The organism is Kitasatospora aureofaciens, from assembly GCF_019192735.1.
Taxonomy (GTDB): Bacteria; Actinomycetota; Actinomycetes; order Streptomycetales; family Streptomycetaceae; genus Kitasatospora; species Kitasatospora aureofaciens_A.
In genome coordinates, this window is sequence record NZ_JAHTKP010000061.1 from 34,359 (window position 1) to 45,246 (window position 10,888).

Below are 10,888 nucleotides of genomic sequence, written 5' to 3' on the forward strand. Positions count from 1 at the left end.
GATGGGAAGGCCCCGCCGCCCCGAGTGTGGGCGGCGGGGCCGGGTGCTGTGGGTTACCGGGCGTCGAACTCGCCGGCGCGAACAGCCGTGACGAAGGACTGCCAGGCGTCGGCGGGGAAGAGGAGGGCCGGGCCGCTCGGGTCCTTGGAGTCGCGGACGGGCATGACGCCCGTGAAGCCGGGAGCCACCTCGATGCACTGACCTCCGTCGGTGCTGTAGGTGCTCTTGCGCCAGGAAGCGTCAGTCAGGTCGACATCCATCCGCAGGTTCCTCCTGATCGGGTAGCGCGTGCATTGGATTGGGAAGTCGACGACGCCGACTTCCCAATCCAAGGTGAGGAGACGCTAGTTGGCGTCGAATTCGCCGGTGCGGACGGCGGTGACGAAGGCCTGCCAGGCGGGGGAGGAGAAGAGGAGGGCGGGGCCGCTGGGGTCCTTGGAGTCGCGGACGGGCATCACGCCGGTGAAGCCGTCGGCGACCTCGATGCACGCGCCGCCGCCTCCGCCACTGTATGAACTCTTCCGCCAGGAAGCGTCAGTCAGGTCGACATCCATTCAAGGTCCCTCCGTACCGAGCGGATCAAAGCGAGCGATTCGGCCTGGTTCATGGCCTCGATCGCAAGCCGATCGTAGCTCTTGGTCAGCGCTGCAACCGACTGGGAATCCCGGTCGATGTAACCGCGCTGCTCAATCTCGCCGTAAGCGAGAATCTTGCGGTTCGGCATGGTAAGGAGGTGCGCCACGCGGGTGAACGGCCGGTTCTCGCCCAGGGAGTACGGTGCCACCTGGATGACCACGTTGGATCGATCGGCCAACTGTTCAAGGTGGAGCAACTGCTCGACCATGACGTCCCGCCCGCCGATGACCCGCCTGAGGCAGCTCTCGTCCAGCACCGCGTGCAGGAGCGGAGGTGGGGTCCGTTCCAGGACCTGCTGCCGGGCGAGCCTGAACTCGATGCGCTCCTCGGCTTGTTCCGGGGTTGCACCGCCCTGCCGGGCGTATCCCATCTCGATCGCGGTCGCGTATGCCCGGGTCTGCAGGAGCCCTGTGATGACGTCGATCTCGAAGATTCTGATCTGCTCCGCGAGGGCCTCGTAGCGGGCGTACTCCGGGAAGCCCTCCAAGATCGCGGTGTGCTTGAGCTGGTACCACATCAGCAGGAGGGTGCCGCCGGTCCCGAGCGCCTTGTCGGCGAGTTCGGCGAGCCTCCGGCTCGGCGGCCGATGTGCAAGTTCGACGTAGGAGAGGTGCGACGGGGAGCACTCGCAGTGCGGCGCCAGCTGCTCCTGCTTGAGGCCGGCCGCCTCGCGTGACCTGCGGAGTTGGATCCCGAACGGGGCCCAGGGGGATGAGGTCGGGTCAATGGTCTTCTTGTTCATGGAAACCCCCAACTAGCGGCTGGCCCAACGGCAAGTCGCATTTCACTTCCGATGCTAGGTGACGCCGGGCCACCATGAGCACAGAACGTGAAATTCCGACTGCGGAGGGTTCTCTCATGGCCCATGCTCAGGTTCCCAAGCTCCACGGCTACGGGGTGCGGTGGGACACCGATGCCCGGTGTTACCGGGTGCGGAACGAGGTCACGGGGGAGTGGCTGCGCGACTCCTCCGGTGAGCTCGCCTCCTTCTCCTCGTTCTGCGACGCCTTCTCGGCGTGGCGGGGGTTCGAGGTGCACCGGCGGTTGGGGGAGTGATGGGGGCGATCCTCAACCGTGCCACCGCCGAGCAGCGGCGTGAAGCTGCCTCCGTGGTCGACGACTTGACGACCGTCCTCGCGTTGGGTGGGGCGAAGTTGCCCTCCCTCGAAGTGGACTGGGAGTACGGGCGTCACACCGGTTGCTACCTGATCAACCTCGGGTCGGCCCGTGCCTCCGAGGTGCTGCGGATCGTCGACCTGCTCCGGAAGGGGCTGCGGTACGAGCGGCTGACGTATGACGACTGACCTTCTCGTCCGTCTTCTCTGGTGGCTCTGCTTCGCCGTCTCGCTCCTCGCAGGGATCAACTGGCGTTCCAGGAACAGGAAGTAACACCCCGATGCGCGACCCCCGTCTCCTCGCCAAGCCGCCGGTGTGCCGGCTCGGCTGCCTCGTCCTCGTCCGCAACCCGTGCGGCGACGTCCTGCTCGTCGACCCCGACTACATGGACGGCCTCATCCTCCCCGGTGGCGCCGCCCGGCCCAACGAGCCCCCGCACGAGGCCGCCGCCCGCCACCTCCTCGCCACCACCGGCATCGCCCGGCGCCTCTCGCACGTGCTGGCCGTCGACTTCACCCCGGCCGACCGGTACTTGGAGCGGCTGAACCTGGTCTTCGACGGCGGCACGGTCGACACCGACCGCCTCACCATTCCGCCGCAGCACCGCAGCGGGCTGCTGGGCGCGCATTTCGTGCCGGAGAAGCAACTCCCCGCCGTCATGGCCCCCGCCCAGGCCGCCCGCGCCGCCGAAGCCCTCACCAACCGGGCCATTCCGCTGCTGCTCCACGGCCAACGCGCCTAGGATCCGCGCCGATCAGGTGTGCGAACAACGGGGGATGTACGAGTGACTCCTCCCCCGGCGTTCACGCCGGGGGAGGAGTCACGGGCCCGATGCCCGCCGCCCAGGGCGCGGCGGTGGCCGCACTCGACGCGGCCGTGCACGGCTGGGACATCGCGGTTGCCACCGGCCAGCGGCTCCCGCTCGCCGACGCCCTCGCCGAGGGCCTGGAGGGCGTCGGCGCGTTCCTGATCCCCTTCGTCCGGGACAGCTTCGGCAAGTTCACCGCCGCCGTGCCGGTCGCGGACGACGCCGGCCCGGCGGCGAAGCTGCTGGCCCTGTCTGGCCGCGACCCGCGCTGGGCTCCGGCCGCCGGCTGAGCGGGCGTCGATTGATCAGGCGTCAGGAGCCGGCCCGCTTCCGGTGATCAGTGCAGCGGGAAGGACGCGTACGGCTGCCAGCGCTCGCCGTCGTGGACCAGGAGGTCCACGGCCGCGACGCGCGAGTGGATGGGCAGGAGCGGGGTCACCGCCGCCTCGGCCTCGGCGAGGACGGCGGGGTCCGGGGACTCGGCGACGGTCAGGTGCGCCACCAGCTCGTCGAGGGTGAACGCGCCCGCGAACGGCGGGGCCTCGGGCCAGCGTTCGGCGACGGCCCGGGTGAGGGCGAGGAACGGCGCGGCCGGGTCCGGGAGCAGGTGCAGGACGCCCGGGAAGCGGCCGCACGTCGCGAAGCGGACGTCGAACTTCCGGTGGGCGCCGATGAGTTCGGACAGCCCAGAGAGGACGTCCGCGTCCAGGCGGGCCGCGGGGAGGAACGGGTGGAGGACGGTCACGTGCGCGGGGACGTCGGGGCGCGCGCTCCACGGCCGGACGGCGGACTCCGCCTCGGGGACGCGGACGATCAGGGCGCTCGTCACGAGGGCCCCATCAGGGTGTGCAGGAGATCGTCGCCCAGGCCCAGGCCGGTCCGGGAGACGTCGGGCAGGTGGTAGCTGCTGTACCAGTCGGCGGGGGCCTCGGGGTGGGGGCCGCTGACGGCGACGCGGCCGGTGCCGTAGGCGGCGACGGCGGCGGCGACGCGGTCGTTGGTGTAGCGGGCCACGACGTCCGCGCCGGGGCCGTCGACGTCGAAGTACGGGCCGTCCTGGAAGTACATCGGCTGCTTCTGCCCGCGCCAGGTGACGTCGACGAGCCGGTCCTGATCGTCGGTGACGGTCGCGCCGGCGGTCTTGATGTACTCGCCGGAGTCGCCGGGCAGGAGGTCGTAGCCCGGGTCGCCGGCGAGGTAGCCGCCCATGCAGATGCCCAGGTAGCGGCCGCCGCCGCGCACGTAGTCGCGGATCAGCTCGGGGCGGAAGCCGGGGGTGCGGCGCAGCAGGTTCCAGGCGGTGGTCACCTCCTGGCCGTTGGTGCCGCCCGGCTGCACGTACAGGGCGGCGCCGGTCAGTGCGTCCGGGCCGAAGCGCAGCGGCTCGTCGGGGCCGATGAAGCGGACGGTGAAGCCGTTGCGCTCCAGCAGCTCCTGTGCGGCCTCGGGGCAGCCGTCGCAGGCGGCGGGGCCGCGGTAGACCACGGCGAGCGGGTGGGACGGGTCGGCGGCGGCGTTGGTGTCCCCGGGGGCGTTCCCGGTGGCGGCCGGTGCGTCGTGCGCGGCGTCCTGGGCGCCGGCCCCGGACGTCGACGGGCCGCAGCCGGCGCTCGCCGCCAGCAGCACCGCCGCCAGCCCCACCACTGCACCCCGGACGCGACGGCGCCCACGCGTCATGGCCCCCAACTCCTGCATGGCTGCTGCTTCCCCCACGGATCGTCTCCCCGGCGGCCGGACGCGACCGGCCGCTCGGCGTGCAGCGACGACGCTACGGGGTGGGCGCCGCGGCCGCACAACCGGCCCCGGCCGCACCACCGATCCCGGCCGGCGCTGTCGTCCTCCTGGTTCGGTCACGAAGAACGAAGGGGGCGGGCGGCGGGACCGGAGAGCATGCCGGGCGTCGAGTGGAAGATCACGGACGCCAAGGGCCGCAGCCACGCGTACGACTCGCAGGAGGAGGCGCTCGCCGAACTGCACGAGTACGGGCCGGCGCCTCGATCTGGCGGCGCGAGGTGTACCGGGTGACGTTCTTCGTCACCTGCTCGGTGAAGGGGTTCCAGCTGTTGCTTGATCTCTCAGCGGATTCGGGCAACTGTCAGCGTTTGTTGGCAGGTTGACCTCTGTCGGGTGGAAACGTCCGGATTGCCGAGACTTCCTGAAGGTCTCCGCTGCCCTTGCGGTCATGGGTGGTTCCTGCCGTGCGCGTGGATGGCGCCGAGCGGCCCGCTCATCGACCGCCCCCCCACGGGCCGGTCGCAGAATGTGACGGCACCTCCTGCTGGTGGCGGGCTGGTCGGAGGCGGGCGGCGTCGGTTACCGTCGCCGGGCGCCGTCCGTACGGTTCGGCGCGGGCCGCTACTTCTGGGTGAGGAAGCCGATGCAGACGCGGGAGGTCGTGCGCTACGGAAGCGCGCCGAGCCAGTTCGCCGAGATGTGGGACCCCGAGGGCGGGCGGCCCGTCCGCGGCCTGGCCGTGACCGTGCACGGCGGCTGGTGGCGCGACCGCCACGACCTGCACCTCATGGACGCCCTCGCCGCCGACCTGGCCGGGCGCGGCTGGTGCGTGGCCAACATCGAGTACCGCCGCACCGGCCACGACGGCGGGGGCTGGCCGCAGACCCTCACCGACGTCCTCGGCGCGGTCGCCGCCGCCCGCACCGCCCGCCCGCACCTGGCCGGCCTGCCGTCGGTGGCCGTCGGGCACTCCGCCGGCGGACAGCTCGCCCTGCTCGCCGCCGGGGCCGGCGCCGTCGGCGGCGCGGTGGCGCTCGCCCCGATCACCGACCTCGCCCGCTGCGCGGCCGAGGGCCTGGGCGAGGGGGCGACCCCGCTGTTCGTCGGCGCCCCGTACGAGAGCGACCCGGCCGCCTACCGCGACGCCTCCCCGCTCCACCGCCTCCCGCTCGGGCGCCCGCACCTGGTCGTCCACGGCGACGCGGACGTGCGCGTCCCCATCGCGCACAGCCGCGCCTACGTCGAGGCCGCCGCCGCAGCCGGCGACCCCGTCGCATACGCCGAACACCCCGGCGCCGACCACTTCCAGGTCATCGACCCGGCCCACGCGAGCTGGGCCACCGCCGTCGCCTGGCTGGAGGACCGGGCCGCCGGGTGATTTGACGGATCGTCACATTCGGCTGGGGGGTGCGGTGCGGACCGGACGTTGGGGAAAGCGGGCCGAGGCTCCGCCGGAGGAGGCCCGGCGGCCGCCGAGTTGCGGTGCTCTGCGCCGTGATCGCCACGGCCGTGCTGCCGGCCGGCGGGCATTCCGCGGGCGACCGGGTGCTCGGGATCGCCCCCCCCGGCCCGTCGCCGCGTTGGTCGTGGCAGCCGGCGTCCGGGCCGACCGGCGCGCCAGCGCCAGGGCGCAGCGGGCGTACTGGTTCGACAGGGGCATGGGCTGTTCACCGGCCCGGGCGACGTGACGGCGCCGCGCGGCGAGACGCCGCACCCGTGGGCCCTGGCCGTCCTCGTGGAGCAGCGGGCCGCGGCGGCCCGCACCTGACGGCCCGGGCGCCCAGGCCGTCAGGCGCGGGCCCGGCGTCAGCCCTTGCGGATCGCCGCGACCACCCGGGACAGGTCCTCGTCCGCGACGTCCGGGTGGGCGAGCAGCACCTCGCGGGCCGCCGTCAGCACCGGGCCGCCGCCGGCCAGGGCGAGGTCCTTGGCGGCCAGGTGCACCGGGAAGTCCGCCTCCACGCTGCGGGCGCGGGCCACCACCCCCGCGAGCGGCCCGCCGCCCAGGGCGCCCAGCGCCAGCTCCTCCGGCACACCGAGCGCGTCCGCCACCGCCAGCGCCTCGCCGACCACCGTCACCCCGGCGACGACCGCGCCGATCACCACCACCTTCAGCGCGGCCCCCGACCCCGGGCCGCCGCAGCGCACCACCCGTCCCAGGTGCTCCAGCACCGGCAGCGCCCGGTCCACGTCCGCCGCCTCGCCGCCCGCGTAGACCACCAGGTCCCCGGTGGCGGCCGGGCCGACGCTGCCCAGCACCGGGGCGTCCACCAGGGCCACCCCGTCCGGAAGTCGGCCGCGCAGCGCGGCCACCGTGTGCGGCCCGACGGACGACATGTCGATCCACAGCGCGCCCGGCGCCAGGTGCGCCAGGAACCGTCCCGCCACGTCCTGAACCGCCGCCGGGTCGGCCAGCATCGTGATCACCACCCCCGCGCCCTCGACCGCCTCGGCCGGGCTCGCCGCCGAGGGCAGGCCCTCGGCGCGGTCGGGGGTGCGGTTCCAGACGGTCAGCGGCAGGCCGGCGGCCGCGAGCCGGCGTGCCATCGGCAGGCCCATCCGGCCCAGCCCGAGAAACGCGATCCTGTCGGTGGTCGTGTCGCCGGTGGTCGTCTTGCCGGCAGTCGTGTTGTCAGCAGTCGTCAGGGATTCCATGGTCACCACGCTAGGCAGCCCCGAGCCAGGCGACAAACGAATGTCTCGCATGATAGCCATGCGCAATGGACATGGTTTGGCTGGACGTCTTCCGCACCGCCGCCCGCCTGGGCTCCTTCACCGCCGCCGGCGAGCACCTCGGCTTCACCCAGTCGGCGATCTCGCGTCAGATCTCCACCCTGGAGGCCGAACTCGGCGCGCCGCTGTTCGACCGCCTCGCCCGCGGGGTGCGCCTGACCGAGCACGGCCGCACCCTGCTCCCGCACGCCGAAGCCCTCCTGGAACGCCTCGACTCCACCCGCCGCGAACTCGCCGCCCTCACCGAACTGAGCGCCGGACGGCTGCGCGTGGGCGCCTTCGACAGCGCCAACGCCGCCCTGGTGCCCGGCGCGCTCGCCGCCTTCCGCGCCGCCCACCCGGCGGTGGCCGTCTCGCTCACCGAAGGCCTCTCCGCCGACCTGCTGGCCCGCCTCGCGGACGGCACGATCGACCTCGCCGTCGTCGCCTCCTACCCCGAACACCCCTACGACGGCGAACAGTTCGACCTCCACCCGCTGGTCGACGATCCCGTCCTGGTGGCCCTGCCCCGCGACCACCCGCTCGCCCGGCGCCACCGCCTGCGCCTGGCCGACCTCGCCGACGAGCCCTGGATCGCCGCCAGCCGCAACGTCGAGACCACCCTGCTCGCCGCCTGCGTGCGCAGCGGCTTTTGCCCGCGCGTCGAGTACGCCGTCGCCGGCTGGACCGCCAAACTCGGCCTGGTCGCCGCCGGGTTGGGCCCCGCCCTCATCCCGTCGCTCGCCGCCCGCGCCGCCCGCCCCGACATCGCCCTCGTCGCCCTGCACCCCGACGACACCCCGGTCCGCCGCGTCTGCACCGCGACCCGCCGAGGCCACCGCCCGCCCCCGGCCGCCACCGCCTTCCTCACCCACCTGCGCGAAGCGGCGCGCCCGTAGGGACCAACTCGACTGCCGGGCGGCCTCCTTCACGGCACGGCGAGCCACCCGCCGGCCGCATCCCCGACCTCACGGGGCAGAACACCTAGCCTGCTGCCATGGCGATTCACGGCTTCGGGACCACCGAGTTCCAGCTCGTGCTGCTGCGCCGGATGGCCGACCACAACCCCGACCTGGTCGAGCAGGCCGTGCGGCGCCTCGGCGCCACGCGCAGCAGCATGCGGGAGGCGAACAAGCACTGGCAGGCGATGATCCGCTCGCCCCGCCTCCCGCCCGGCGCCCGCCGCCACACCGCCGTGCTCGGCCCGCCGCAGACCACCGAGCCGCGCCGGATCGGCGACCTCGCCTGCACCGCGCAGCAGTGGCCGCTGCCGCTCTGGCCCGACCTGCGCTTCGAGGTCCTGCTCGGCCCGGCGCAGGCCGGCGCTCCGCTGCTGAACGAGTGGCTGGTCCGCGCCGCCGACGCCCCTGCGCCCGTGCTGCGCGCGCTCGCCGATCTTGCGCCGTGGAGCTGCGTGGTGGCCGACGTGGGCGCCGCGTTCCCGCCCGCCGTGCCGCGCGAGGGCAGCGCGCCCACCCGCTTCCGGCTCGACTTCACCGCCCCGGACGCCGCCGGCCGGCCGCTCGCGTGCACCGCCGACTTCACCTGGGGGCTGCTCCAGGACGTCCGACCGGCCGACCCGGGCCGAGAGATGCAAGGTCAGAGCCAATCGGAGCCTTGGATTGTCAGGCAATCTCGGGATGTGGCACGATAATCGCAGACATTCGGCAGGCTGGACACCAGAAAGCGAAGGATCATGTCGTACGGCGCGCGCGTCATCGTCGGAGTCAGCGGCTCGTTGCACAGCCTGACCGCACTGCACCGCGCGGCGCACGAGGCCCGCGCCCGGCACGCCGTCCTGGTCCCGGTCCTCACCTGGACCCCCGTCGGCGGCGAGCGCAACTACCGCGCACAGCCGTGCCCGCCGCTGCTGCGCACCTGGGAGGAAGCCGCCCGCAGGCGCCTGGGGGACGCGCTGGACGAGGCGTTCGGCGGCCTGCCCGTCGGTGTCCAGGTCGAGCCGCTGGTGGTACGCGGCGAGGCCGGCCCGGTCCTCACCCGCCTCGCCGACCGCCCGGACGACCTGCTCGTGGTCAGCACCGGCCGCCAGGGCCCCGTCCGCGCCACCCTGCGCCGCCTGCTGCGCGGCTCCGTCGGCCACTACTGCCTCACCCGCGCCCGCTGCAGCGTGCTCGCCGTGCCGCCGTCCACCCTCCACGCCGACCTGCGCGCCCTGCACCACCGCGGCATCGACCTCCGGGAACTCACCGCCCCCGCCGCCGCCTGAGCATCCCCTGCTCCTGCCCGCGGGCGCTCTGGGTGCCGGGGGCGGCGGGGTGTGGAACGGTGGGACGACAGGGGGTGCCCCCGCAGGAGAGGAGCGGCCATGTCATCGAAGCGGCGGAGGAAGAAGAAGGCGCGGGCCAGGCGCGGGGCCAACCACGGTCGCCGTCCTCAGTGCTGAGAGCCGTAGCCGACGGCCCCGCCGCAGCCCCCACGGCCGCGGCGGGGCCTGCCGTCTCTGCGGCACGTCCGGGGTCTCCAGCCGTTGCTTGATCTCTCAACGAATTTGGGCAACTGTCAGCGCCTGCTGGTAGGTTGGCCTCTGCCCGGTTGGCGAAAACCGAGCCGGCCGGGTGTTCATGCCCTGCGGCGGCAGGTGAAACACGCCTCTCACGCGGGCCTGGGTCCGTCGTCGCCGGGAGTGGCTCGGAGACGGAAAACGCATGTGGAGCCGGTGCAAGACCAGGCGTAAGCCAGGCGGTCGGCGATGAAGCGTGAACCGTAGTCGCGTCCGAAAGGCCGTGAACGGACCTTCCGGGCGGAAACGTCCGGATTGCTGGGACTTCCTGAAGGTCTCGGCAACGGGACCCCGCCGGTCCTGGGCACGTCGGCGTCGACAGCGGTCTCTCCGTCGAATACCAGTCGAATATCGGCAGCACGGGCAGAGCCCAGAACCCGCCCCCCCGGGCCTCTTGAGAGCCGGGCGGACGCGGGCCTAGGCTCTGCCCGGTGATCGACGAGGCAGACATGGCGGACAGGTTCGGCGCGGTCGTCAGCAGGCACCCCGTGGCCGTCGGAACGCGCCGGCGCAACGCCGCCTGGGCACTGGCCGCGGCCGTGCCCACCGGCTGGCTGGGACTGTGGGGCCTGTCCACCGCGGGCAGCAGCAGCGGCTCGGCCGGCGGGAACAAGGCGATCGGCGTCGTCACCGGCCTGGCCCTGGTGGCCCTGTACGTCGCCGTGACGCAGACCCTGCGGGCGCTGCGCGGCGGGCCGGGGGAGTACTTCGAGGTCCGCGAGCGCGGCCTCGTCCACGGCTCCCGGCGGGGCGCCGACGGCTGGACCTGGGACCGCGTCGTCTCCATCACCATCCCCTCCGACCCCAAGCCCAACGCCATCGCCCAGCGCCTGGGCAACGACTACCGCTGCACCCTCGCCCTCGACGACGGCACCCGGCTGCGCATCGACGGACACGCCACCGGGCCCGTCGAACTGGCCCGCGCGGTGCTGCGCAACTGCCCGGACGCCGTCCGGCTGGCCGGCGACGAGTGGCAGCGCCGCGCGAGCGGCTGGTTCCTGGCCGGCGCCGCCGCGTTCCTGGCGACGGTCATCGCGATCGTCACGTACATCGCCGACCACCCGGACACCACCCGTCGGGTCACCGAGGCGAACGGCTCGACCAGCCTGCAGGACGTGCCCGGCATCAGCGACGGCATGGTCATGGCGTTCGCCCTCGGCCTTGCGGTGTGCGCGGTCGGCGCGCTCACCTGCGTCCTCCTGTTCGTCCGCTACCGCTGGTACCGCCGCCGCTGAGCTTGATCTTTAAGGCTGCTGCTCTGTCCCACCCCTCCTGATCGTGTCCTTTTTGCCGCGTTTCGTGCCGACCGGGTGGCGGGGTGCGGGGGTGGAGGTGCGGCCTTTGGGGCGGCCGGGGCCGGG

At 73.5% G+C, this 10,888-nt stretch carries 16 protein-coding genes; 10 read left to right on the forward strand and 6 right to left on the reverse strand.

Features of this window, described 5'->3' with window-relative positions; translation table 11 throughout:
• Positions 1-53 precede the first annotated feature (53 nt).
• The 3 genes from KV557_RS34370 to KV557_RS34380 all read right to left on the reverse strand — a co-directional run bounded on the left by KV557_RS34370 (position 54) and on the right by KV557_RS34380 (position 1,378).
• Positions 54-260 (reverse strand): DUF397 domain-containing protein, encoded by a 207-nt coding sequence (locus tag KV557_RS34370; protein ID WP_218205503.1) that lies wholly within the window; start codon positions 258-260, stop codon positions 54-56.
• Between the two features lie 84 nt (positions 261-344).
• Positions 345-554 (reverse strand): DUF397 domain-containing protein, encoded by a 210-nt coding sequence (locus KV557_RS34375; protein ID WP_218205504.1) that lies wholly within the window; start codon positions 552-554, stop codon positions 345-347.
• Complete coding sequence (locus KV557_RS34380; protein WP_218205505.1) at positions 539-1,378, reverse strand: helix-turn-helix domain-containing protein; 840 nt, start codon at positions 1,376-1,378, stop codon at positions 539-541. The genes KV557_RS34375 and KV557_RS34380 overlap by 16 nt, the downstream gene beginning before the upstream one ends.
• 116 nt (positions 1,379-1,494) lie before the next feature.
• On the opposite strand from KV557_RS34380, the gene KV557_RS34385 reads away from it, so the two are divergent.
• The 4 genes from KV557_RS34385 (at position 1,495) to KV557_RS34400 (ending at position 2,850) form a co-directional block, all read left to right on the forward strand.
• Complete coding sequence (locus tag KV557_RS34385; protein WP_218205506.1) at positions 1,495-1,692, forward strand: hypothetical protein; 198 nt, start codon at positions 1,495-1,497, stop codon at positions 1,690-1,692.
• Positions 1,692-1,940 carry a hypothetical protein gene (locus tag KV557_RS34390; RefSeq protein WP_218205507.1) on the forward strand — a complete coding sequence of 83 codons (249 nt, stop codon included), beginning with the start codon at positions 1,692-1,694 and terminating at the stop codon, positions 1,938-1,940. The genes KV557_RS34385 and KV557_RS34390 overlap by 1 nt, the downstream gene beginning before the upstream one ends.
• A 92-nt stretch (positions 1,941-2,032) precedes the next feature.
• Positions 2,033-2,494, forward strand: a complete 462-nt coding sequence (locus tag KV557_RS34395; protein WP_218205508.1) for an NUDIX domain-containing protein — start codon at positions 2,033-2,035, stop codon at positions 2,492-2,494.
• A gap of 89 nt (positions 2,495-2,583) precedes the next feature.
• On the forward strand, positions 2,584-2,850 hold the full coding sequence (locus KV557_RS34400; RefSeq protein WP_218205509.1) for a hypothetical protein: 267 nt from the start codon (positions 2,584-2,586) through the stop codon (positions 2,848-2,850).
• A 47-nt stretch (positions 2,851-2,897) separates the two neighbouring features.
• Here KV557_RS34400 and KV557_RS34405 read toward each other — a convergent pair whose 3' ends face one another.
• Both KV557_RS34405 and KV557_RS34410 read right to left on the reverse strand, forming a co-directional pair.
• Positions 2,898-3,389 carry a 2'-5' RNA ligase family protein gene (locus tag KV557_RS34405; RefSeq protein WP_218205510.1) on the reverse strand — a complete coding sequence of 164 codons (492 nt, stop codon included), beginning with the start codon at positions 3,387-3,389 and terminating at the stop codon, positions 2,898-2,900.
• Complete coding sequence (locus tag KV557_RS34410; protein WP_218205511.1) at positions 3,386-4,237, reverse strand: BPL-N domain-containing protein; 852 nt, start codon at positions 4,235-4,237, stop codon at positions 3,386-3,388. The genes KV557_RS34405 and KV557_RS34410 overlap by 4 nt, the downstream gene beginning before the upstream one ends.
• Before the next feature lie 213 nt (positions 4,238-4,450).
• Here KV557_RS34410 and KV557_RS43450 point away from each other — a divergent pair, with 213 nt between their 5' ends.
• Together KV557_RS43450 and KV557_RS34415 are read left to right on the forward strand one after the other, a co-directional pair.
• Positions 4,451-4,585, forward strand: coding sequence for a hypothetical protein (locus tag KV557_RS43450; RefSeq protein ID WP_256178381.1), 135 nt, complete (start codon positions 4,451-4,453; stop codon positions 4,583-4,585).
• A 352-nt stretch (positions 4,586-4,937) separates the two neighbouring features.
• Entirely contained in the window at positions 4,938-5,672 is a 735-nt protein-coding gene (locus tag KV557_RS34415; RefSeq protein ID WP_218205512.1) for an alpha/beta hydrolase family protein, read from the forward strand.
• Between the two features lie 428 nt (positions 5,673-6,100).
• On the opposite strand, the gene KV557_RS34420 is transcribed toward KV557_RS34415, so the two are convergent.
• Entirely contained in the window at positions 6,101-6,949 is an 849-nt protein-coding gene (locus KV557_RS34420) for an NAD(P)-dependent oxidoreductase (protein ID WP_218205513.1), read from the reverse strand.
• Positions 6,950-7,014: 65 nt separating this feature from the next.
• Between KV557_RS34420 and KV557_RS34425 the strand changes: the two genes are divergently transcribed.
• The 4 genes from KV557_RS34425 (at position 7,015) to KV557_RS34440 (ending at position 10,762) form a co-directional block, all read left to right on the forward strand.
• Complete coding sequence (locus KV557_RS34425) at positions 7,015-7,905, forward strand: LysR family transcriptional regulator (RefSeq protein WP_218205514.1); 891 nt, start codon at positions 7,015-7,017, stop codon at positions 7,903-7,905.
• A 98-nt stretch (positions 7,906-8,003) separates the two neighbouring features.
• Positions 8,004-8,660 carry a hypothetical protein gene (locus KV557_RS34430; RefSeq protein ID WP_256178382.1) on the forward strand — a complete coding sequence of 219 codons (657 nt, stop codon included), beginning with the start codon at positions 8,004-8,006 and terminating at the stop codon, positions 8,658-8,660.
• A gap of 42 nt (positions 8,661-8,702) precedes the next feature.
• The gene (locus KV557_RS34435) at positions 8,703-9,233 is read left to right on the forward strand and encodes a universal stress protein (protein ID WP_218205515.1); all 531 of its coding nucleotides are present in this window, start codon (positions 8,703-8,705) and stop codon (positions 9,231-9,233) included.
• 725 nt (positions 9,234-9,958) lie between these two features.
• The gene (locus KV557_RS34440; RefSeq protein WP_218205516.1) at positions 9,959-10,762 is read left to right on the forward strand and encodes a hypothetical protein; all 804 of its coding nucleotides are present in this window, start codon (positions 9,959-9,961) and stop codon (positions 10,760-10,762) included.
• Positions 10,763-10,888: the final 126 nt, after the last annotated feature.

What these genes read in the sequence shown, in the direction of transcription:
- KV557_RS34370 (WP_218205503.1), bottom strand. Translation starts at nt 260, where the DNA reads ATGGATGTCGACCTGACTGACGCTTCCTGGCGCAAGAGCACCTACAGC.
- KV557_RS34375 (WP_218205504.1), bottom strand. Translation starts at nt 554, where the DNA reads ATGGATGTCGACCTGACTGACGCTTCCTGGCGGAAGAGTTCATACAGT.
- KV557_RS34380 (WP_218205505.1), bottom strand. Translation starts at nt 1,378, where the DNA reads ATGAACAAGAAGACCATTGACCCGACCTCATCCCCCTGGGCCCCGTTC.
- KV557_RS34385 (WP_218205506.1), top strand. Translation starts at nt 1,495, where the DNA reads ATGGCCCATGCTCAGGTTCCCAAGCTCCACGGCTACGGGGTGCGGTGG.
- KV557_RS34390 (WP_218205507.1), top strand. Translation starts at nt 1,692, where the DNA reads ATGGGGGCGATCCTCAACCGTGCCACCGCCGAGCAGCGGCGTGAAGCT.
- KV557_RS34395 (WP_218205508.1), top strand. Translation starts at nt 2,033, where the DNA reads ATGCGCGACCCCCGTCTCCTCGCCAAGCCGCCGGTGTGCCGGCTCGGC.
- KV557_RS34400 (WP_218205509.1), top strand. Translation starts at nt 2,584, where the DNA reads ATGCCCGCCGCCCAGGGCGCGGCGGTGGCCGCACTCGACGCGGCCGTG.
- KV557_RS34410 (WP_218205511.1), bottom strand. Translation starts at nt 4,237, where the DNA reads ATGACGCGTGGGCGCCGTCGCGTCCGGGGTGCAGTGGTGGGGCTGGCG.
- KV557_RS43450 (WP_256178381.1), top strand. Translation starts at nt 4,451, where the DNA reads ATGCCGGGCGTCGAGTGGAAGATCACGGACGCCAAGGGCCGCAGCCAC.
- KV557_RS34415 (WP_218205512.1), top strand. Translation starts at nt 4,938, where the DNA reads ATGCAGACGCGGGAGGTCGTGCGCTACGGAAGCGCGCCGAGCCAGTTC.
- KV557_RS34420 (WP_218205513.1), bottom strand. Translation starts at nt 6,949, where the DNA reads ATGGAATCCCTGACGACTGCTGACAACACGACTGCCGGCAAGACGACC.
- KV557_RS34425 (WP_218205514.1), top strand. Translation starts at nt 7,015, where the DNA reads ATGGACATGGTTTGGCTGGACGTCTTCCGCACCGCCGCCCGCCTGGGC.
- KV557_RS34430 (WP_256178382.1), top strand. Translation starts at nt 8,004, where the DNA reads ATGGCGATTCACGGCTTCGGGACCACCGAGTTCCAGCTCGTGCTGCTG.
- KV557_RS34435 (WP_218205515.1), top strand. Translation starts at nt 8,703, where the DNA reads ATGTCGTACGGCGCGCGCGTCATCGTCGGAGTCAGCGGCTCGTTGCAC.